The sequence below is a fragment of the Brevundimonas sp. PAMC22021 genome, from assembly GCF_019443405.1.
GTDB lineage: Bacteria > Pseudomonadota > Alphaproteobacteria > Caulobacterales > Caulobacteraceae > Brevundimonas.
This window is the reverse complement of the sequence record NZ_CP080376.1, coordinates 1892762-1911823: the sequence shown is the minus strand read 5'-3', so window position 1 is coordinate 1911823 and position 19062 is coordinate 1892762. Positions and strand designations below refer to the sequence as shown.

24 protein-coding genes are annotated in these 19062 nt (G+C 68.2%); 10 read left to right on the top strand and 14 right to left on the bottom strand.

What is annotated here, in order from left to right; translation table 11 throughout:
- On the top strand, positions 1–390 hold the full coding sequence (locus KY493_RS09400; protein WP_219896097.1) for a type II toxin-antitoxin system HicB family antitoxin: 390 nt from the start codon (positions 1–3) through the stop codon (positions 388–390).
- Between the two features lie 31 nt (positions 391–421).
- Here the strand turns inward: KY493_RS09400 and fghA are convergent, their stop codons facing one another.
- The 7 genes from fghA to ctrA all read right to left on the bottom strand — a co-directional run bounded on the left by fghA (position 422) and on the right by ctrA (position 5115).
- On the bottom strand, positions 422–1255 hold the full coding sequence (gene fghA / locus KY493_RS09395) for an S-formylglutathione hydrolase (protein ID WP_219896096.1): 834 nt from the start codon (positions 1253–1255) through the stop codon (positions 422–424).
- Positions 1256–1257: 2 nt separating this feature from the next.
- Positions 1258–1668 carry a type II toxin-antitoxin system VapC family toxin gene (locus tag KY493_RS09390; RefSeq protein ID WP_219896095.1) on the bottom strand — a complete coding sequence of 137 codons (411 nt, stop codon included), beginning with the start codon at positions 1666–1668 and terminating at the stop codon, positions 1258–1260.
- Positions 1665–1892, bottom strand: a complete 228-nt coding sequence (locus KY493_RS09385) for a hypothetical protein (RefSeq protein ID WP_219896094.1) — start codon at positions 1890–1892, stop codon at positions 1665–1667. Before KY493_RS09385 ends, KY493_RS09390 begins: the two co-directional genes overlap by 4 nt.
- A 44-nt stretch (positions 1893–1936) precedes the next feature.
- Positions 1937–3046, bottom strand: a complete 1110-nt coding sequence (locus KY493_RS09380) for an S-(hydroxymethyl)glutathione dehydrogenase/class III alcohol dehydrogenase (protein ID WP_219896093.1) — start codon at positions 3044–3046, stop codon at positions 1937–1939.
- Between the two features lie 19 nt (positions 3047–3065).
- Positions 3066–3386: a YnfA family protein gene (locus tag KY493_RS09375; RefSeq protein WP_219896092.1), complete on the bottom strand. Its 321-nt coding sequence runs from the start codon at positions 3384–3386 to the stop codon at positions 3066–3068.
- Positions 3383–4171: an RNA methyltransferase gene (locus tag KY493_RS09370; RefSeq protein WP_219896091.1), complete on the bottom strand. Its 789-nt coding sequence runs from the start codon at positions 4169–4171 to the stop codon at positions 3383–3385. The genes KY493_RS09375 and KY493_RS09370 overlap by 4 nt, the downstream gene beginning before the upstream one ends.
- A gap of 242 nt (positions 4172–4413) precedes the next feature.
- Entirely contained in the window at positions 4414–5115 is a 702-nt protein-coding gene (gene ctrA / locus KY493_RS09365) for a response regulator transcription factor CtrA (RefSeq protein ID WP_219896090.1), read from the bottom strand.
- 348 nt (positions 5116–5463) lie between these two features.
- On the opposite strand from ctrA, the gene KY493_RS09360 reads away from it, so the two are divergent.
- From KY493_RS09360 to KY493_RS09345, 4 genes are read left to right on the top strand one after another with little or no spacing between them, the layout of a single operon-like run.
- Positions 5464–5820: a chromosomal replication initiator DnaA gene (locus tag KY493_RS09360; RefSeq protein ID WP_255567847.1), complete on the top strand. Its 357-nt coding sequence runs from the start codon at positions 5464–5466 to the stop codon at positions 5818–5820.
- Entirely contained in the window at positions 5817–6584 is a 768-nt protein-coding gene (locus tag KY493_RS09355; protein ID WP_219896089.1) for a DUF6456 domain-containing protein, read from the top strand. The genes KY493_RS09360 and KY493_RS09355 overlap by 4 nt, the downstream gene beginning before the upstream one ends.
- A 50-nt stretch (positions 6585–6634) precedes the next feature.
- Entirely contained in the window at positions 6635–6958 is a 324-nt protein-coding gene (locus tag KY493_RS14635; protein ID WP_370627319.1) for a DUF4258 domain-containing protein, read from the top strand.
- Entirely contained in the window at positions 6955–7407 is a 453-nt protein-coding gene (locus KY493_RS09345; RefSeq protein WP_219896087.1) for a helix-turn-helix domain-containing protein, read from the top strand. Before KY493_RS14635 ends, KY493_RS09345 begins: the two co-directional genes overlap by 4 nt.
- 4 nt (positions 7408–7411) lie before the next feature.
- On the opposite strand, the gene KY493_RS09340 is transcribed toward KY493_RS09345, so the two are convergent.
- Together KY493_RS09340 and KY493_RS09335 are read right to left on the bottom strand one after the other, a co-directional pair.
- Entirely contained in the window at positions 7412–7639 is a 228-nt protein-coding gene (locus KY493_RS09340) for a DUF3072 domain-containing protein (protein WP_219896086.1), read from the bottom strand.
- Positions 7640–7688: 49 nt separating this feature from the next.
- The gene (locus KY493_RS09335) at positions 7689–8141 is read right to left on the bottom strand and encodes a SufE family protein (RefSeq protein ID WP_219898462.1); all 453 of its coding nucleotides are present in this window, start codon (positions 8139–8141) and stop codon (positions 7689–7691) included.
- 212 nt (positions 8142–8353) lie between these two features.
- Here KY493_RS09335 and KY493_RS09330 point away from each other — a divergent pair, with 212 nt between their 5' ends.
- Positions 8354–9913: a HAMP domain-containing sensor histidine kinase gene (locus KY493_RS09330; RefSeq protein ID WP_304502410.1), complete on the top strand. Its 1560-nt coding sequence runs from the start codon at positions 8354–8356 to the stop codon at positions 9911–9913.
- Between the two features lie 177 nt (positions 9914–10090).
- Here KY493_RS09330 and KY493_RS09325 read toward each other — a convergent pair whose 3' ends face one another.
- Complete coding sequence (locus KY493_RS09325; RefSeq protein ID WP_219896085.1) at positions 10091–10966, bottom strand: hypothetical protein; 876 nt, start codon at positions 10964–10966, stop codon at positions 10091–10093.
- 56 nt (positions 10967–11022) lie between these two features.
- Here KY493_RS09325 and KY493_RS09320 point away from each other — a divergent pair, with 56 nt between their 5' ends.
- The gene (locus KY493_RS09320) at positions 11023–11358 is read left to right on the top strand and encodes a DUF1491 family protein (protein WP_219896084.1); all 336 of its coding nucleotides are present in this window, start codon (positions 11023–11025) and stop codon (positions 11356–11358) included.
- Here KY493_RS09320 and KY493_RS09315 read toward each other — a convergent pair.
- The 4 genes from KY493_RS09315 to KY493_RS09300 form a co-directional block, all read right to left on the bottom strand.
- On the bottom strand, positions 11349–12410 hold the full coding sequence (locus KY493_RS09315) for an endo-1,4-beta-xylanase (protein WP_219896083.1): 1062 nt from the start codon (positions 12408–12410) through the stop codon (positions 11349–11351). The genes KY493_RS09320 and KY493_RS09315 overlap by 10 nt on opposite strands.
- 159 nt (positions 12411–12569) lie before the next feature.
- Entirely contained in the window at positions 12570–12980 is a 411-nt protein-coding gene (locus KY493_RS09310; RefSeq protein ID WP_219896082.1) for a flagellar FliJ family protein, read from the bottom strand.
- Positions 12981–12987: 7 nt separating this feature from the next.
- A complete protein-coding gene (gene fliI, locus KY493_RS09305) occupies positions 12988–14331 on the bottom strand; it encodes a flagellar protein export ATPase FliI (RefSeq protein ID WP_219896081.1) in 1344 nt (447 codons plus the stop codon).
- Between the two features lie 52 nt (positions 14332–14383).
- Positions 14384–14839 carry a MarR family winged helix-turn-helix transcriptional regulator gene (locus KY493_RS09300; RefSeq protein ID WP_219896080.1) on the bottom strand — a complete coding sequence of 152 codons (456 nt, stop codon included), beginning with the start codon at positions 14837–14839 and terminating at the stop codon, positions 14384–14386.
- Positions 14840–15073: 234 nt separating this feature from the next.
- Here KY493_RS09300 and KY493_RS09295 point away from each other — a divergent pair, with 234 nt between their 5' ends.
- From KY493_RS09295 to KY493_RS09285, 3 genes are all read left to right on the top strand, one after another.
- Positions 15074–16498 (top strand): methyl-accepting chemotaxis protein, encoded by a 1425-nt coding sequence (locus KY493_RS09295; protein WP_219896079.1) that lies wholly within the window; start codon positions 15074–15076, stop codon positions 16496–16498.
- A 106-nt stretch (positions 16499–16604) separates the two neighbouring features.
- Positions 16605–17618, top strand: a complete 1014-nt coding sequence (gene cysK, locus KY493_RS09290) for a cysteine synthase A (RefSeq protein ID WP_219896078.1) — start codon at positions 16605–16607, stop codon at positions 17616–17618.
- A gap of 87 nt (positions 17619–17705) precedes the next feature.
- Positions 17706–18926: a DUF2336 domain-containing protein gene (locus KY493_RS09285; protein WP_219896077.1), complete on the top strand. Its 1221-nt coding sequence runs from the start codon at positions 17706–17708 to the stop codon at positions 18924–18926.
- Positions 18927–19062: the final 136 nt, after the last annotated feature.

The following is a 19062-nucleotide window of genomic DNA, read 5'->3' as shown; positions in this document are numbered from 1 at the left end:
TTGGCGCATTATATCGCCCTGATCCACAAAGACGAGAGCAGCGACTACGGCGTCTCCTTTCCGGACCTGCCGGGACTGGCGACGGCCGGCGCTTCTCTGGACGAAGCGCGGGCCTTCGCCGAGGAAGCCCTTGCGCTGCATCTGGAAGGGCTGGCCGAAGACGGAGAACCGATCCCGGAGCCCTCCAGCCTGGACGCCCTGATGAACGAGGCCGAGAACCGCCGCGCCGTCGCCATCATGGTGCGTGCCGAGACGCAGGCCCGCACCGTTCGGGTCAACATCACCGTCCCGGAGGACACCTTGCGAGAAATCGACCGCTATGCCGAGGCCCACGGCTTCACGCGGTCCGGCTTCCTGGCTCAGGCGGCCAAAAAAGCGATGGCCGCCTAGCCTCCTACGCTCAGCCGCACGCCGCCGTGACTCACCGTTTCAGCCGCCCGGCGTGAAAGGCGATGTGGTCGGCGATGAAGCTGGCCATGAAGAAGTAGGAGTGGTCGTAGCCCGGTTGTATCCGCAGGGTGATCGTTTGGCCTGCTGCGTCGGCGGCGGCCTGCAGCAGCTCCGGCTTCAGCTGTTCGTGCAGAAAGGGGTCGGCGTCGCCCTGGTCGATCAGAATGTCGTCAAACACGCCGCGCGCCGCGCCGCTCTCGATCAGCAGGGCCGCATCGTGCGCCGCCCACGCCGCACGGTCCTCGCCCAGATAAGCCGAAAACGCCTTTTCGCCCCACGGGCATCGCGTGGGCGAGCTGATCGGCGCAAAGGCCGACACGCTGCGGAACAGCTCCGGACGGCGCAGCGCCAGCGTCAGCGCGCCATGCCCGCCCATCGAATGACCAAGGATCGAACGGGCCCCGGTGGTCGGAAACTCGGCGTCGATCAGCGGGATCAATTCGTCGGTGACATAGCTCTCCATGCGGAAATGCTCGGCCCACGGCGCCTGCGTCGCATCGAGATAGAAGCCCGCGCCCTGACCCAGGTCATAGGCCGCATCGTCCGCGACACCTTCCCCGCGCGGCGAGGTGTCGGGCGCGACCACGATCACCCCATGCTCCGCCGCCGCCTGGTACGCCCCCGCCTTGGTGGTGAAGTTGTCCTCGGTGCACGTCAGCCCCGACAGCCAGATCATCACCGGGAACGGCCCCTCGCCGGGCGGCGTCCACACCGACAGCGTCATGGGGGTGCCGGTCACGGCGCTGTCGTGCTTCAGGTAGCGCAGGGTTCCGCCATGAACGACGTGGGTCTTGGTGGTCTGCATGGTCATTCCGGTGCGATCAGCGTGGTGGACACGCCCAAGTGAATGGCCCGTTCAGCAAGACGGCGGTCCGCGGTGACCAGCGGACAGGACAACCTTTGAGCGAGCGCCAAGTACAGGCAATCGTACACAGAATGCGTCAGCCTGGCGGCCAACCGCTGGGCTGGCGCGAGTATATCATCGTCGGGATAGAGAACCATGATCTTGGCGAGAACAGCCACGCCTTCTATGGCGTCGTCCAGATCCGCCCGCCCCGCCCGAACATATTTCCACAGAGCGTTTGCGACCTCGATCTGGATGAAGCTCGGAGCGGCGGGCTCGAACCCGACGCGCGCCGCCAAGGCGGGCGCCGCCAGGAGATCGTCCGCAACGAGCCACTTGAGAACGACGCTGGCGTCGAAAACGGCGACGCTCAACGATCGCGGTCTTCGCGGATCAGGGCCGTGCTGTCGAGCTGTGACCCTCGGGTCTGTTCACGGATACGGGCCGCGACACGTTCGAAGCGATCCTCGACCTCCTGCACCTCTCGCGCGGCCATATCCCTGAACTTCTGTTCAAGAGAGATGTTCTGCGCCTTCGCCAGCACTTTCAGGCGAGAGACGATCCGATCGTCGAGATCGCGGACTAGAACCTGGGCCATGATGTTATGCTAGCATGCTGCTATCAATCACGCCAGCAGCCGCCTCAGAACACCACCACCGAGCGTATGCTCTCGCCCGCGTGCATCAGGTCGAAGGCCTCATTGATGCGTTCCAGCGGCAGGGTGTGGGTGATCATGGGGTCGATCTCGATCTTGCCGTCCATGTACCAATCGACGATGCGCGGCGTGTCGGTGCGGCCGCGCGCGCCGCCAAAGGCCGAGCCGCGCCACACCCGGCCGGTGACCAGCTGGAAGGGGCGGGTGGCGATCTCCTTGCCGGCCTCGGCCACGCCGATGACGATGCTTTCGCCCCAGCCGCGATGACACGCTTCCAGCGCCTGGCGCATCACGGTGGTGTTGCCGGTGCAGTCAAAGGTGTAGTCCGCGCCCCCTCCGGTCAGCTCGACCAGATGGGCCACGATGTCGCCGCCGATGCTCTTGGGATTGACGAAGTGGGTCATGCCGAAGCGGCGGCCCCATTCTTCCTTGGAGTCGTTGATGTCCACGCCCACGATCATGTCGGCGCCGACCATCTTCAGCCCTTGGATCACGTTCAGGCCGATGCCGCCCAGGCCGAACACGACGCAGTTCGATCCCGGCTCGACCTTGGCGGTGTTGACCACCGCGCCCACGCCCGTGGTCACGCCGCAGCCGACGTAGCAGGCCTTGTCGAACGGCGCGTCCTTGCGGATTTTCGCCACCGCGATCTCGGGCAGCACCGTGTAGTTCGAAAAGGTCGAGCAGCCCATGTAGTGGGCGATCGCCTGGCCCTTGTAGCTGAAGCGGCTGGTTCCGTCCGGCATCAGCCCCTTGCCCTGCGTGCCCCGAATGGCGGTGCAGAGGTTGGTCTTGCGGCTGAGGCACGACTTACATTGGCGGCATTCGGGGGTGTAGAGCGGGATCACATGGTCGCCGACCTCGACGCTGGTCACGCCCGGCCCCACCTCGACCACCACGCCCGCGCCCTCGTGCCCCAAGATCGAGGGGAAGATGCCCTCGGAGTCCAGCCCATCCAGCGTATAGGCGTCGGTGTGGCAGATCCCCGTCGCCTTGATCTCGATCAGCACCTCGCCCGCGCGCGGACCTTCCAGGTCCACCTCCACGATCTCCAGCGGCTTCCTGGCTTCAAACGCGACGGCGGCGCGGGTCTTCATGGCGGGGCTCCTTGGGCGTTCAGCGAGGGGCGAAAAGGATGACCCCGGCTCCGACGAGGCATAGCGCCGCGCCGCCCATGTCCCAAGCGTCGGGCCGAACCTTTTCCACCACCGCCATCCAGATCAGGGATGCGCAAATGTAGACACCGCCGTAGGCGGCGAAGGCGCGGCCGGCTGCGTCGCTGGGGGTGAGCGTCAGGAGCCAGGCGAAGGCGATGAGGCTGAGGACGCCGGGCGCGATCCACAGGGGCGAGCGGTCGAGTCTCAGCCAGGCCCAGAAGGCGAAGCAGCCGGCGATCTCGGCTAGCGCCGCCAGCGGGTAGATCAGGGCGGTCTTCACCTTTCCTCGGCCCCGCGCTCGGCCTCCTTCTGGGCAGCCAGCTTTGCGAGCACGCGGCCGCGGCCCTTGGACAGGGCGTGGATCACGCCGCGAAAGGTCGCTGCCTCCTGCTCGGTGAAGGCGGCGCGGCCCAGCATGACCCGCAGGTTCTGGCTCATCGACCGCTTCTTCTCGGGCGGGTGAAAGAAGCCGCCGGCCTCCAGCTCGGTTTCGAGGTGCTCGTACATGCCCAGCAGCAGGTCGTTGGAGGCGGGCGGCTCGCCTTCGCGGAAGCGCGGCGGCGGGGCGTCCAGCACCAGGGTGCGCCATTCATAGGCGTTGATCGCCACCGCCTGCGCCAGGTTCAGCGAATGGTGGCGCGGATCGATGGGGATGGTGGTGATGCCGGCGCAGAGCGCGATGTCGCTCGTCTCCAGCCCCGCCCGCTCGCCGCCGAACAGCACGCCGGTCTTCAGGCCCGAGGCCGTGTCGTCATACAGGATGCGCGCGCTCTCGCGCGGGGTGCGCACGGGCTGGCGCGTCTCGCGCGGGCGGGCCGTGGTGGCGAAGACGGTGTGCAGGTCGGCGATGGCCTCGGCCACGCTGGGAAAGACGGTGACGCCGTCCAGCACCCAGTCGGCGCCCGATGCCGTGGCCCAGGCTCGGTCCTGGGGCCAGCCGTCGCGCGGGCTGACCAGCCGCAGGTCGGACAGGCCGAAGTTCGCCATCACCCGCGCCACCGCCCCGATGTTGTCGGCCAGCTGCGGCTTGTCGAGGATGACGGCGGGGGCGGGGAGGTCGGTCATGGGCGGGTGTTTAGAGCAGGAGCGGGCGGGAGGGGACCCCTCCGTCTCGCCGGCTCACGCCGTCGATCAACCTCCCCATCAGAGATGGGGAGGAGAGATGTCCGCCTTCTCCTCCCTGTCGCGCAGCGATGGGGAGGTGGCGCGGAGGCGAAGCCTCGTGACGGAGGGGTTTTGGCTCTAGAATGACAAACGCCCGCCGGACGAATCCAGCGGGCGTTTCGTAGTCTCAGCGATGAAGCCGCTCAGGCGGCGACGCTTTGGGTGCCTTCCGACGGGTCGCGCAGCACATAGCCGCGGCCCCAGACGGTTTCGATGTAGTGCTTGCCGCCGGCGGCCGTGGCCAGCTTCTTGCGCAGCTTGCAGATGAAGACGTCGATGATCTTCAGCTCGGGCTCGTCCATGCCGCCGTACAGGTGGTTCAGGAACATTTCCTTGGTCAGGGTCGTGCCCTTGCGGAGCGAAAGCAGCTCCAGCATCTGATATTCCTTGCCGGTCAGGTGCACGCGGTGGCCGTCCACCTCCACCGTCTTGGCGTCCAGGTTCACCGCGATCTCGCCGGTGGTGATGATCGCCTGCGAATGGCCCTTGGAGCGACGGACCACGGCGTGGGTGCGCGCGATCAGCTCGTCCTTGTGGAAGGGCTTGGTCATGTAGTCGTCGGCGCCGCCGCCAAAGGTCTTGACCTTGGTCTCGATCTCGTGGCTGCCCGACAGGATCATCACCGGGGTGTTGACCTTGCCGACACGAAGCTGGCGCAGAACCTCGAGCCCGCTCATGTCCGGCAGGTTCAGGTCCAGAAGAATGAGGTCATAGTCATAGATCTTGCCCAGATCGATGCCTTCCTCGCCCAGGTCGGTCGTATAGACATTGAAGCCTTCCGACTTGAGCATCAGTTCGATGCTCTGGGCAGTCGCGTGATCGTCTTCAATCAACAGGACGCGCATTCATGCCCCTCCAGGCAAAGCTTGACGGTAACCACCCGCGCCCACGGCCGGGTAACCTTGTTCGTAAGTTAAGGGCGGAAAACCTTAAGAAGGGTTAACGCCATCCGATTGAGGCGAATCGTAGGCTGATTTGCGAATCGGCGTCGAGGGGCGGGCGAGTCGCGCGTTAACTTTTTCCGCTGGGCCGGCCGGCATCCGCCCCTCAACTGTCGAGACGGCCGACGTGCAACCCCGGCGCGGCCTTGGCGAGTCGACCGCTTCTGACGCGCGATAGGACAACATTCCTATCCATGCCTCGCCGTCGGGCTAGGATGGTTGCGTCGAACACACGCGCAGGGAGTTGAAGGGGTGATCGAAGAGTATCGAGTTCCGGTGTCGGACGCCGACCGCACCATGGCGGGGCTGGCGCTGCATATGGTAGGCGCGCGCACGGGCGCCGCGCCGGGGCGAATGGAGGGCCGAAGCCGGCTGGATCCGCGCAGCTGCCGGGCCCGCTGGTTGGCCATGTATCTGACGCATGTGTCGTTCGGCTGGAGCCTGGAGCATGTCGGCCACGCCTTTGGCCTGAACCGCGCCACGGCGGGCACGGCCTGCCGCTGGGCCGAGGACGAACGGGATCGTCCGGCCATGGACGCCCTGCTGACCGAGCTGGAGGCCTGCATCCAGGCGGTGGTGACCGGCGCGCGGGTGGAGATCGCGGCGTGAGCGCGGGCGAGGGCGATGCGGATCACCGCCTGGCGCGGCTGCGCGGTCTGATCGTGCGGCCCGGCGCCTGGCTGGACGCCGCCGACGGCCGCTATCGGCTGCGGGTCGGGCGCGACCGGCGGACGCGGATCACCACCACCCTGGACGAGGCCGAGTTCAGGGCGCTGGCGGTCGATTCAGGCCTGAAGGCCCGCGACGGCGGCGGTTGGGTCGCGCGGCGGATCGGAGACGTCGGCGCGCCGTCCTCGCCGCCGCCCGGCCGTCCGGGCATGATCGAGGGCGAACGGCTGGTGATGGAGGCGGACGGGCGGCTAATCCCGCGCCGCGCCAATCTGGGCGAGTCGCCGATCCTGTGGCTGGCGCGCCGCAAGGACGCCTCGGGTCGACCCTGGCTAACGCCGGTGGAGGTCGCGGCGGGCGAGCGCCTGCGCCGCGACGGCGAACTGGCCGCCGCCGGACCGTCGCTGACCATGCGATGGGACGCGCTGCCGCGTTCCGGCGGCGGATCGGGCGTGCGGGTCGAGCCAGGCGACCTGGCGCTCAGCGCCAGCCGCAGGGTGGAGGCCGCGCTCGACGCCTGCGGGCCGCGCCTGCGTCCCATCGTGGGACGAATCTGCATCGTGGGCGACAGCCTGCAACTGGCCGAGACCGGCCTCGGCCTGCGCCGCCGCCAGGGCAAGACCCTGCTGAAGCAGGGCCTGCAGGCGCTGGCGGAGCATTACGGATTCACAGAAGGGCAACCATCTCAGCTGAAGAGGATTTAACTTGCCATGATCTATCACCATGATAGGTGTCGCGCCCGGAGGGGCGATAAATGGGGCCAGGCTTATGGTCGACCGGTGAGGCGACAAGGCGCATCAATGCCTGTGCGCTAAGCGATGATCTGACGCTGAGTTGGACGGCACATGCTAAGTCGCAGATGGTCGTCCGCGACCTTCTGATGTCCGATGTTCTCCACGTTATCAAGCGTGGTTTTGTCTTGGACCCACCTCGACCCTCCAGCCGTGACGGTCTCTACAAGTATCTGATCGAAGCGACAACGCCCAATAGCGAAGGTCGTAAGGTCGGTGTCGTCGTGATCCCGGACGGTGGGTGTGAAATGAAGTTGATTACAGTTATGTGGAGAGATGAGCTATGACGAGGCTGGATTACCGCTACGACGAATGCGGCCTCGACAATGTCATTCTGGTGGGCCTGGAAGCTTGCCAAGATGATGACGGGCACGACATCATCACTATCCGCCACATCAATGTCCTGCATCGCGCAATTGTGGAAGCTATAGGCGCTAAGCCGTCGGCACTGACTGGACGTGAACTCAGGTTCCTCCGAACTGAACTCGGACTCACTCAGGCCGAACTGGCGTTGAGTATCAACAAGGATGCGCAAACCGTTGCTCGTTGGGAGAAGGGGAAAGGCCCAATCGATCCAACCGCGGACACGGTGATCCGCATATTGGCGCTGCAGCACTCCGCTGAGGAGATACCGCCCATCCACGAACTGGCGCGCTGGGCGGTAGCATCCTCGGCGGAGGCTCCTATCCGGATCGATGCTCGCGATCAGGACAACTGGCAACCGCTGGCGGCATGACCTTCTAAAGGCCCGCATCGCCCTTCAGCGCGTCGATGCGCTTGGAGGCTTCGGCCTTGGACAGGTCGGCTGAGAACATGTCGGGCTGGCCCGCCTCTTCGGACAGGGTCTTCAGATAGGATGCCTGTGCGCCGGTCATCGGGTCGTCGCCGGACACCCAGTCCGCCGGATCCTTGACGGTGTTGGAGCCCGGATCGTCCTGCAGCTTGGGGTTCTCGTTGGCGTCGGTCATTGGGGAATCTCCTGTGCGGGTTCCCTTAATGTTCCGCCGCTGGAAAGGTTCAGGCGGCGGCGCCCTCCGCCTCCATCGCCGCCTCGCGGATGCGGCCCACCATGCTGTTCAGCCCGTTGGCCCGCTGGCGCGTCAGGGCCGAGGGCAGGCCCAGCCGGTCCAGCGCCGCGCGCGCGTCGAAATCCAGGATCTCCCGCGGCGTGCGTCCCGAGAACAGCCGCAGCAGCAGGGCGATGTTGCCCTTGGACAGGGCGCTGTCGGAATCGGCGGCAAACAGCAGGCGCTCGCCCGCGCGGCGGGGAACCAGCCACACCTGGGCGGCGCATCCGGGCACCTTGTACGCCTCGGTGCGTTCGGCGTCGGGCAGCGGCGCCAGACCCTTGCCCAGGTCGATCACGTATTCGATCCGCCCCTCCCAGTCTTCCAGCAGGTCGAAGTCTTCGGCGAGGGATTCAAGCGCCTGTTCAGGCGTGTCTTCGGGGATCTGGACCAGGGTCGTCATGGCCGCGAGATAGGATCGAGCGGGCCGGTCGGCAAACGCGTTCATGATGAACGGCCGGATCGTCCCCAGAAAATGCGTGGCGCAGGGCTTGCAGGACTCTCCTGCGGGGTGTGCGCCCTCGCACCGACTCAAACCGGTCCGTAAGCTTGGACCGAACACTTTCAACAGCTTGGACGCCCTTGTCGCCTTTCGCCGCCCCTTCAGAACGAGACATGCCGCGATCGCCGATGCGCGCGGCGTGGCATCTCGGCTGGGCGGCGGCCGTGGCTTTGGCGGCGGCCGGGCAGGGGGCGGGGGACGGCAAGGCCGCCGCCGCGGTCATGGCCGGGGCGGCGATGGCGGCGCCGGGTCTGCTGGGCGCGGCCTTTGTCTGGCGCGACGGTCCGGTGCTGCGGGGTTGGCTGATGGCGCTGTGGGCGCTGGCCTCGATCGCCGCCGCGACGGTCCTGGCCCAGACCGGCGAGACCGCCTCGCCCTTTCTGTTCATGCCGGTGGTCGCGGGGCTGCTGCTGGATCGCGGCTCGGGCCGGACGATCCTGGCGGGCGCGGTGGGTTCCGGCATGGCGGTGGTGGGCGCCCAGGCCGCCTCGCCGTTGCCGTCTGCGACTTCGGCCCTGACGGCGGTGCTGGTGGTGGCCGCGGCGGCCGGCGCCATGCTCCTGGTCCGACGCGAACAGGCCGGCGCGACCGAACGCGCGCAGGAGGCGGCGACGCGGGCGCAAGGCTTGCTGGCGGCCCAGCCCGGTCTCGCCCTGATCCTGACGCCGGATGGCCGGCTGCTGGACGCGCACGGCACGCCTCCGGCCGCGCTATCGCTCGAGGCGCTGTTCGATATTGGTCTGATCGCGGCGGTGAATGCGCCCGACCGGCCGGCGCTCTTGGCCGCCCTCGCGCGTGCGGCGTCGGGAGGGGAGGCGGAGGCGCTGTTCACGCCGCGCCTGGCTCTGGACCGACGCGTGGTGGTGATCCTGCGTCGGCTGACGGACGGCGACCCGCCGCGCCTGATCGCCCAGGTGTTCGACGGCACGGTGCAGTTCGCGCGAGAGTTGGGGCTGGACGCCGCCCGCGCGGAGGCGCAGGCGCAGAACCTCGGCAAGTCGCGTTTCCTGGCCACCATGAGCCACGAGCTGCGCACGCCGTTGAACGCCGTGATCGGCTTTTCCGACATCATGCGCCAGCGCCTGTTCGGCCCCTTGCCCGACCGCTACGGCGAATACGCCGACAGCATTCACCAGGCCGGCGGGCACCTGTTGGACCTGATCAACGACGTGCTGGACCTGTCCAAGATCGAGGCCGAACGCTACCAGCTGGCGATCGAGAGCTTCGATGCGCGCGAGCCGGTGTCGGCCGCCGTCGCCCTGGTCCGCCCCCAGGCCGAGGACAAGGGCGTTCACCTGTCCGCTGTCCTGCCGACCGACGTCCTGACCGCTGCGGCCGACCGCCGGGCGCTGAAGCAGATGACGCTGAACCTCCTGTCCAATGCGGTGAAGTTCACGCCCGCCGGAGGGTCCGTCACCGTCTCGCTCGGCCGCGTGGACGACGATCTTGAGCTGATCGTGTCCGACACCGGCGTCGGCATCGCGCCCGAGGACCTCGCCCGTCTGGGCCGGCCGTTCGAACAGGCGGGCGCCGCCGACCAGCGCGCACAGGGCACGGGCCTGGGCCTGTCGCTGGTCCGCTCGCTGGCCGAGCTCCACGGCGGCCGCCTGACGCTGGACAGCACCCTGGGCGAAGGCGCGGCCGCCACCGTGCGCCTGCCGCTGGGGCAGTGACGCGCCTCTCCCTCCCCGTTTGGGGAGGGTGGTCGCGTCAGCGACCGGGTGGGTGCGGCCCGGCAGGGTCGCGCCTGCTGAAGCGAAACAGATCGTAGATGACGGCGCACGGCCGCCCCACCCGGCTTCGCCCCTTGGGGGGCTCAGCCACCCTCCCCGGACGGGGAGGGAGAATGTCTAGACCGCGCCCATTGCCAGGAAGGCCTGCCCGGCGGCGAAGTCGCCGGCTTCGAAGCGGGCGCGGGCGACCGAGCCGTCGCGGAAGACGAACTCCAGGGCGAAGGGTTCGCGTGGGTCCAGACCAGCCAGCGCCTCTGCGGCTTCAGCGGGAAAGCGCCAGGCCTGGCCCGCCTTCTGCTCGCGCGGCAGCAGCGTCGTCGAGGCGTCTTCGGCGCCCGAGGACCAGATCGTGCGGGCCTGGGCGGACGGCGGCAGGTCGCCGGTCAGCCACGGCTGGGGCGCGACGGCGGCGTCTCTCAGCACCAGGCGCGCGCCGACCGGGCGCGGCTGGCCGAACCAGGACACCACCGCCACCGGCGCATCGGCCACATCCATCGTCCCGGCCAGGCCGAAGCGCACGGGCGAGGCGCCGGTGACCGAATCCTGCACCAGCCGATAGGTCGGGCTCTTGTAGGCGAAGCGGTCGGCGCTCCAGTCCCGACGGGCGCCCGGCAGGGTCAGGCGCGCCAGCCGCTTCCAGCCGGAGAAGGCGTTTTCGGCCCGCCCCGCCACGGTCTTCAGGTCGGCGGCGTCGCAGGGCGTGCGGGCGGCCAGCGCGCGTGCGCGGCCGGCGCTTTCCGCCAGTTGAGGCGCGTCGACGCCCGCCCGGAGCGCGGCGCCGCGCGCCTGCCAGGTCGCGGCCTCCAGCGCCTTGGTCAGCCGGGGCTCGAACAGGCGGCACCGGCCGTCGGCGGCCAGGACGAAGCTGCGCTCGTAGAACCGCTCGGCCGCCCCGTTCGGCGACGCGCCCGCCGGCGGGGCGGCGAGCGCCAGCGCCAGGGCGGTGGCTGCGGCTGCGGCTTTGGCGTTGATGACGAAGAGGCGCGGTCCCATAAGCCTCCTTATGCCGCAGGCCGCCTTCGGTCCGGTTTCCGAGCAGGGTTACTGATTTGCTGCTGTCCACCGACATCTGGGTCTCGGCCCTGATCCGCCGGGCCGAGATCGAGGGCGCCTACGCCACGGTCGTTCGGCGCGGCGATCCGCGCGGCGGGGCGGTGATCGTCAAGGCGTTCGACACCTCGACCCGCCGGGCGCGGCTGTTCACCGAAGCCTTCGGCATGGACGGCGAGCGCCAGTGGATCCAGCCGGTCTCAAGCGAAATGGAGGGCGAACTGGACGCCTATGTGTCACGCCAGGTCGGCTATGATCCCGACCTGTGGGTGGTCGAGATCGAGGATCGGCAGGGCCGGCATTTCATCGACGGCAAGGTCGTGGATCAGGCCTGAAATCCGGACGCGATCGCCGCCGCCATCGGATTGGCCGCGCCTGATGCGGTAAAGGGCAGGGGGCTGTCCTTGCCGTCGTCCTTGTCGCCCTGACGCAGCCAGCTGTCGGTGTCGCGCAGGCCCCAGATGCTGAAGGCGAACCGCTGCCTCTCCGGCAGGTCGGCGAAGGCGACCGCCAGTTCGCGCACCCGCCCCGTCTGCTGGGCCAGCCGCTCGCGGTCCGAGCGCAGGTCGATGCGGCCTTCGCTACGCAACGACGCGTCCAGCTCCGACACATGGATCGGCAGGCCGAAACGGGCGGCCTCGCGGATGAAGCTGGTGATCTGTCCGGGCGGGATCTCGATGTCGAGGTGCGCCTGGGTGCCGATGCCTTCCAGCGGACAACCGGCCTTCAGCAACCGTTCGACCAGCCGCAGGAACTCTGCGCCCTTCCTGGGCGTGTTCTCCAGGTTGTAGTCGTTCAGGAACAGCACGGCCTCGGGATCGGCCGCCTTGGCCTTTTCAAAGGCGCGCAGGACGTAGCCGTCCGCGCCGTATTCGCGGCTCCAGTGACAGTCGCGCATGCCCTCGCCGTCGTCGGTGATCGGCTCGTTGACGACGTCCCAGGATCGGACCTTGCCGCGATAATGGCCGGCGACCGTGGCGACATAGTCGTCGAAGACACGGTCGAACTCGGCCCCCGACAGGCCCGCGACCAGATCGCCGCCTTGCGAATACCAGATCAGGGTGTGGCCGTGGACCGCCATGCCGTTGGCCTGGGCGAAGTCGACGATGCGGTCCGTGCGGTCGAAACGGTAGGGCGCATTCAGTCCGTCTGCGGCGATGTACTCCATCTTCATCTCCCACTCCGGCGTCAGCTGGGAGACGTTGGCGCGGGCGAGAGCGACCCAGGCGGGATCGTCGATGTGCCCGGCCTGGATGCAGGTCCCGAACGGGGCCGGGGAAACGGACTTCAGCGGCGGGGCACTGATCGGCGCGTCCTGCGCCGAGGCGAACCGGTCGCATGCGGCCAGCGCCGGCACGGCGGCGAGGAGGGCGCGGCGATCGATCATCTACCTTCTCCCGCTTGCGGGAGAAGTGGCCCGTCGATCGCGCAGCGATCCAGGGTCGATGAGGGGGGTTTTATTGAAGGGGAAACTTCCCCCATCGTCAGCCGTGTCGCTTCGCGCCACGAGCTGACACTTCCCCCTGAGGGGGAAGATATGTCGCCGCTACACCGCACGCCGGCGCAGGGCTTGTTCGTCAAAGGCGGCGGTTTCGCGCTTGGCGAGCGCCACCAGTCGGTCCAGCCGGGTGGTCTCGGCGACGTGCTCGAACTTCTTCAGCTCCTCGAACGCGCCGGTCAGGGCCTCGCGGGCGCCTTCCTCTTCGGCGGCCAGGGTGGTCAGGGCGCCCTCGGCCACGGCCTTGCGGTTCTTCCAGCCGTTCAGATAGGCGGTCAGCATCAGGCCGGCGTCGGCGTCGATGCGGGCGCGCTCGCGCTCGCCCTCGGCCTCGGCGTCCAGCACGGCCAGCTTCATCTCGGCGGCGGCGCGGCGCTCGTTGATGTCGGCCAGGCGCTTTTGCAGCGTCTCGACCTCATAGTTGGAGATGCGGATCAGGGATTGGGCCCAAGCGGTCATTTCGTCATCACTCCCTGATCATGCCTTGGTTCAGGATTGCCTCCAGCCGGGTAAAGGAATCGGAAAGACGTGTGGCGTCGTCCTTGTCCTGTCCCAGGAAACCTTCCAGAGCAGGGTTTAGAGCGATGGCGCGATCGACGATCGGGTCGGCGCCCTGGCGATAGGCGCCGATCTTGATCAGCTCTTCCATGTTGGCGTAGGCGCTGAGGCACTGGCGGGCGCGCTTGTTCAGCTCGCGCTCGGGCGGGGTCTGGCAGCCGGGCAGGGTGCGGCTGACCGACTTCAGGACGTCGATGGCCGGGAAGCGCCCGCGCTCGGCGATCTTGCGGTCCATGACGATGTGGCCGTCCAGGATGCCTCGCACCGCGTCGGCGATGGGCTCGTCATGGTCGCCGCCGTCCACCAGCACGGTGAACAGGGCGGTGATCGGCCCCGCCGTCGTGCCGTCCGGCCGCATCGGGCCCGGCCCGGCCCGCTCCAGCAGCTTGGGCAATTCGGTGAAGACGGTGGGGGTGTAGCCCTTGGTGGTCGGCGGCTCGCCCGCCGCCAGGCCGATCTCGCGCTGGGCCATGGCGAAGCGGGTCACACTGTCCATCAGGCAGAGGACCTCGAGGTCCTGGTCGCGCAGGAACTCGGCCAGCGCCAGGGTCATGTAGGCCGACTGGCGTCGCTTCAGCGCCGGCTCGTCGGAGGTGGCGACGACCACGATGGCGCGCTTCAGCCCCTCTTCGCCCAGGGTCTCCTCGATGAATTCGCGCACCTCGCGACCCCGTTCGCCGATCAGGCCGACGACCACGGCGTCGCAGGTGGCCTGCCGCGCCAGCATGGACAGCAGGACCGACTTGCCGACGCCCGAGCCCGCGAAGATGCCCAGCCGCTGGCCCCGGCAGGTGGTGGTGAAGACGTCCATGGCCCGCACGCCGAGGTCCAGCCGCTCGCCTACGCGGCCGCGCGAATGGGCGGCGGGCGGCGCGGCGCGCAGCGGATAGGGCGCCGGACCCTGCGGCAGCGGTCCCTTGCCGTCGATGGGATTGCCGAAGGCGTCGATGATCCGGCCCAGCCAGGCGGTGGTCGGCCGCACCGCCGCCGCCGCGTCGATGATGCGGATGTCGGCGCCCGGCGCCACGCCCTCGACCGGCCCGAACGGCATCAACAGGGCCTTGGCGTCGCGAAAGCCCACCACCTCGGCGGGCAGGGGCTCGGCCCCGCGCCGGCCGATCTCGGCCCGCGCGCCGACGGCCAGGCGGGAAAGGCCTCCGCGCGACTCGATCAACAGCCCGTTCACGCCGGCAACCTTGCCGGTCACCACCAGCGGATCGATCGCTTCAACGGCGGAGATCAGGTTGCGCACAGGAACAAAGGTCTCCGGCCGACGGGGCCGTTAACCTTTTGCGTCGACGTGGTTAACGCGGGGTGAAATCTTCGCCGGCCGCTTCGCCCTTGTCGCTGAGGCGGCCCTCGATCACGCGAAGCACCGACAGGGTTGTTCTTAGATCCTCGGCCGGAACGCCATCCAGAAGGCTGTCGCGCAACTCGCCCGCGGCCTTGTCCAGGTCTTCCAGATCGGCGCGCCCCTTGTCCTCGATGAACACCAGCTTGGCGCGCCTGTCGCCGATCAGCGCGCGCCGGCTGATCATGCCCCGCCCCTCCATGCCATCAAGCATGCGCGTCAGGGTGGCGGGGCTGATGCTGAGAAGCTCGGACAACTCGGCCTGGGTCAGGCCCTTCGGAGCGTCCGCCAGGAAATACAGTACTGCCGCGCGCGAGTTGGTGTTGCCGGACGGCTTCACCAAAGCCGCAAATCGCGCCTTCCAGCGGCGCCCCACCAAAGCAATCGAAAAGGCGACCGCGAGTTTCAACTGCTCGTCATCCATTCCGTGGATGTCGCGTTTGGTGAATGGCCGATTAGGCACGTTGGGACTTCTTCGTTGTGGAACCGGCCCGCCAGCGTTGCCGTTAGCGGACCCTCGAACCCTAGCTACGTAACCTTTGCGGTTTCAGATGCAGTTCATAGGGCGCTAACCATCCCTTACGGCGGCGGAAGGCGTTCAGAGAATAGGGTTCTCCAAACAGGTGAATCGGGACCCCCGCCCATGCTCATGTCCAAACGCCGCAAGGCCGAACACGCCGCTCAGATCGCAGAGCTGCGAAGCGTGCTGGACGCCGTCCACCGCTCTCAGGCGGTGATCGAGTTCGACCTGGACGGCACGATCCGCACGGCGAACGACAACTTCCTGTCGACGGTGGGCTATCGTCTGGAGGACATCCAGGGTCGCCACCACCGCATGTTCATGGACCCGGCCGAGGCCGCGGGCCCGGCCTATGCCGACTTCTGGCGCAGGCTGAACGCGGGCGAGTTCTTTGCCGACACCTTTACCCGTTATGGCCAGGGCGGGCGCAGGGTGGTGATCGAGGCGTCCTACAATCCGATCCTGAATGCGGACGGAAAACCCTACAAGGTGATCAAGTTCGCCACCGACGTAACCGCCGCCACCATCGAGCGCGAGCGTCGGGCCGAGGCCGACCAGGCCGCCGCCGAGCTTCAGACGCTGGTGGTGGCCGAGACCGGTCGGGGCCTCAGCGCCCTGGCGGGCGGCGACCTGTCGCACCGCATCACCGTCGATCTACCGGGCCAGTACGCCCAGCTGCGGGCTGACTTCAACGCGGCCATGGGCCAGCTGGAAGGGGATATCGGCGTGATCAACACCAAGGCGGGCGCGATCCGCGCCGGCGCCGGCGAGATCAGCCACGCCTCCGACGACCTGTCGCGCCGCACCGAGCGCCAGGCCGCCACGCTGGAGGAAACCGCCGCCGCGCTGGACGAGGTCACCGCGACCGTCAAGCTGATGGCCGACAACGCCAAGCGCGCCTATGGCGTGGTCGGTCAGGCGCGCCAGGACGCCGAAGCCTCTGGCGAGGTCGTGGGCCGCACCGTCGCCGCCATGACCGCGATCGAGCAGTCGTCCACCCAGATCAACCAGATCATCGGCGTGATCGACGAAATCGCCTTTCAGACCAATCTGCTGGCGCTGAACGCGGGCGTCGAGGCGGCGCGGGCGGGCGAGGCGGGCCGCGGCTTCGCGGTGGTCGCGTCAGAGGTGCGGGCCCTGGCCCAGCGTTCGGCCGAGGCGGCCAAGGAGATCAAGGCCCTGATCTCCGAAAGCGCCAATCAGGTCCGCTCCGGCGTGTCGCTGGTGGGCGAAACGGGCCAGGCGCTGACCGCCATCGTCAGCCGCATCTCCGAGATCAGCGGCCTGATGACCGAGATCAACGCCTCCACCCAGGAACAGGCGACGGCCCTCGCCGAGGTCAACACCGCCGTCAACCAGATGGACCAGGTGACCCAGCAGAACGCCGCCATGGTCGAGGAAGCGACGGCCGCGAGCCACTCCTTGACCCAGGAAGCGCAGGGCCTGGCGCAGCTGGTCGGCCGGTTCCAGCTGTCCGGCGGCGCCGCCGCGGACATGTCGCCCGTGCATCAGGCCCAGGCGCGCGTTCTGGCCTTCGCCCGGGGCTGACGCGGAAATCTGAACGGCGGCGGTAGAAATCATCGACGCCCGGCCCTTGCGCCCGGCGTCGAGGCCTTATCTGTTGGCGATAAGAACGCCTGCGGAGACCCACGCCATGACCGACGCCGCCGCCAACAAGGATTTGGCCCAGCCTGGGGCCGAATACGACGCCTCGCGCCACCGCAAGTCGGGGCGCGGCAAGGTGTATGACTCCATCATCGACACCATCGGCGACACGCCACTGGTGAAGCTGCCGCGCCTGTCGGCGGAGTACGGCGCCAAGGCGACGGTGCTGGCCAAGCTGGAGTTCTTCAACCCGGTGGCCTCGGTCAAAGACCGCATCGGCGTGGCCATGGTCGAGGCGTTGGAAGCGCAGGGGCGGATCAACGCCGACACGGTGCTGATCGAGCCGACCAGCGGCAACACCGGCATCGCCCTGGCCTTTGTCGCCGCCGCCAAGGGGCTGAAACTGATCCTGTGCATGCCCGAAAGCATGTCCATCGAGCGGCGCAAGATGCTGGCGCTGCTGGGCGCCCGGCTGGAGCTGACGCCGGCCGAGAAGGGCATGAAGGGCGCCATCGCCCGCGCGCAGGAGCTGCTGGCCTCGACCCCGAACGCCGTCAGCCCGTCGCAGTTCGACAATCAGGCCAATCCCGCGATCCACAAGGTCACCACCGCCGAGGAGATCTGGAACGACACCGACGGCGCCGTGGACATCGTCGTCTCGGGCGTCGGCACAGGCGGCACCATCACCGGCGTCGGCCAGGCGCTGAAGGCGAAAAAGGCCTCGATCCGCATGATCGCGGTGGAGCCCACGGCCTCGCCCGTGCTTTCCGGCGGGGAGCCGGGGCCGCACAAGATCCAGGGCATCGGCGCGGGCTTTGTCCCCTCCATCGTCGATCGCGCGGTCATCGACGGGGTGGAGCAGGTCTCCAACGAGGACAGCTTCGACATGGCGCGCAAGGTCGCCCGCGCCGAGGGCGTGCCGGTCGGCATCTCGTCGGGCGCCGCGCTCGTCGCCGCCTACCGCCTGGCGGCGCTGGACGAGAATGCGGGCAAGACGATCGTGGTGATCATCCCCAGCTTCGCCGAACGCTACCTGTCCACGGCGCTGTTCGAGGGGTTGTAGGAATTCCCTCTCCCTCCCCGAACGGGGAGGGAGAGGGAATCCAGCCGCATACCCGGGGTTAACCGACGCTGCTTAACCTCCGCAGCCATGAACGATGCTGTGGCGGCGATGGGGGAGGAGGGCGGTGCGGCGGCGCCGCTGAAGGCGCGTCACGCCCTGCTGAAGCGCCTGGCCGACGTCGTGTCCCTGCCGGCCAGCCGCATCAACGCCTTTGAGCGATCGGTCACCGGCGACCTGCTGGTCGAGATGCTGCGGCTGGCGGCGCCGGAGGAGCGTCGGCGCGTCGCCGCGCGCCTGGCGCCCCTGGCCGAGCTGCCCAACAGCGTGGCGCGCATGCTGCTGCGCGACGAACCCGAGATCGCCGGCCTGCTGATCGAACAGTGCGCCTCCCTGACCGACGCGGACCTGGTGTCCTGCGCCCGCGACGCGGGACCGGACCACCGCTTCATGATGGCCGGGCGGCGCGGCCTGTCGGAGGTGGTGACCGAGACCCTGTTCTCGTTCGGCGAGACGGCGGTGATCGAATGCGTGCTGCGCAACACGACCGCCCGCCTGTCGCAGGTCGGGCTGGAAGGGGTGGTGGGCGTCAGCCGCCAGACGCCGTCCTTGTGCACGCCCTTGCTGAAGCGGCCGGAACTGCGCCCGTCCGGCGCCTATGTCATGTTCTGGTGGTGCGGACCCGAGGATCGGCGCACCATCCTGCAGCGGTTCGCCGTCTCGCGCGAGGTGATGCAGGAGGTGTCGGAGGACGTCTTCGCCATGGCCGCGCGCGAGGGCTGGTCCGATCCGGTGTCGCGCAAGGCGTTGCAGTTCATCGAGCGCCGCCAGAGAAACCGCGCCGCCATCGCCAAGAGCCCGTTCGACGACCTGGAGGGCGCCGTCGCCCACGCCGCCCAGAACGGTCTGACGCGCGAAACCGCTTCGGAGATCGCGTATCTGGCGGGGGTCAAGCCCCTGACCGGGGCCAAGATTCTGGGCGATCCCGGCGGAGAGCCGCTAGCCATTCTGTGCAAGGCGACGGGCCTGTCGCGGGCCGATCTGCTGAACCTGTGGCGGTCGATGCGGCGGCCCGAAGCAACGGCGGACGGCGCAGTGCACCCCGACTGGGAGCGGGTGCAGGTTACCTATGAGATGCTGGCGGTGGATCGCGCCCAGACCGTTTTGCGATACTGGAACTGGTCGCTGTCTTCGGCGCTGACGCCCACGCTTCTTCGCGCGATACGCCAGGGCGAGGACGAGGCCGTGGACGAATATTCCGCGCCCCAGCGGGCGGCGATGATGGCGCTGGCGCAAGACTTCGGGCGCTGAGCAGTCTCTAACTCAGATAGGCGCGGGCTCAACGCAGGCGCGAAAGAAAACTGAGAAGTGCGGGTCGCGTTGCTTTCGACCGCAAACATCCCTACAGGCTGTGAATATTGGCGGCTGATCTTCACCAGTCGCACCT

Bases quoted from the DNA above. Each gene is read 5' to 3' on its own strand.
- KY493_RS09315 (WP_219896083.1), bottom strand. From the start codon at position 12,410: ATGATCGATCGCCGCGCCCTCCTCGCCGCCGTGCCGGCGCTGGCCGCA.
- KY493_RS09370 (WP_219896091.1), bottom strand. From the start codon at position 4,171: ATGACCGACCTCCCCGCCCCCGCCGTCATCCTCGACAAGCCGCAGCTG.
- KY493_RS09385 (WP_219896094.1), bottom strand. From the start codon at position 1,892: ATGGCCCAGGTTCTAGTCCGCGATCTCGACGATCGGATCGTCTCTCGC.
- fghA (WP_219896096.1), bottom strand. From the start codon at position 1,255: ATGCAGACCACCAAGACCCACGTCGTTCATGGCGGAACCCTGCGCTAC.
- KY493_RS09330 (WP_304502410.1), top strand. From the start codon at position 8,354: ATGCCGCGATCGCCGATGCGCGCGGCGTGGCATCTCGGCTGGGCGGCG.
- KY493_RS09380 (WP_219896093.1), bottom strand. From the start codon at position 3,046: ATGAAGACCCGCGCCGCCGTCGCGTTTGAAGCCAGGAAGCCGCTGGAG.
- KY493_RS09345 (WP_219896087.1), top strand. From the start codon at position 6,955: ATGACGAGGCTGGATTACCGCTACGACGAATGCGGCCTCGACAATGTC.
- KY493_RS09325 (WP_219896085.1), bottom strand. From the start codon at position 10,966: ATGGGACCGCGCCTCTTCGTCATCAACGCCAAAGCCGCAGCCGCAGCC.
- KY493_RS09335 (WP_219898462.1), bottom strand. From the start codon at position 8,141: ATGACGACCCTGGTCCAGATCCCCGAAGACACGCCTGAACAGGCGCTT.
- cysK (WP_219896078.1), top strand. From the start codon at position 16,605: ATGACCGACGCCGCCGCCAACAAGGATTTGGCCCAGCCTGGGGCCGAA.
- KY493_RS09295 (WP_219896079.1), top strand. From the start codon at position 15,074: ATGCTCATGTCCAAACGCCGCAAGGCCGAACACGCCGCTCAGATCGCA.
- KY493_RS09310 (WP_219896082.1), bottom strand. From the start codon at position 12,980: ATGACCGCTTGGGCCCAATCCCTGATCCGCATCTCCAACTATGAGGTC.
- KY493_RS09285 (WP_219896077.1), top strand. From the start codon at position 17,706: ATGAACGATGCTGTGGCGGCGATGGGGGAGGAGGGCGGTGCGGCGGCG.
- KY493_RS14635 (WP_370627319.1), top strand. From the start codon at position 6,635: ATGGGGCCAGGCTTATGGTCGACCGGTGAGGCGACAAGGCGCATCAAT.
- KY493_RS09340 (WP_219896086.1), bottom strand. From the start codon at position 7,639: ATGACCGACGCCAACGAGAACCCCAAGCTGCAGGACGATCCGGGCTCC.
- ctrA (WP_219896090.1), bottom strand. From the start codon at position 5,115: ATGCGCGTCCTGTTGATTGAAGACGATCACGCGACTGCCCAGAGCATC.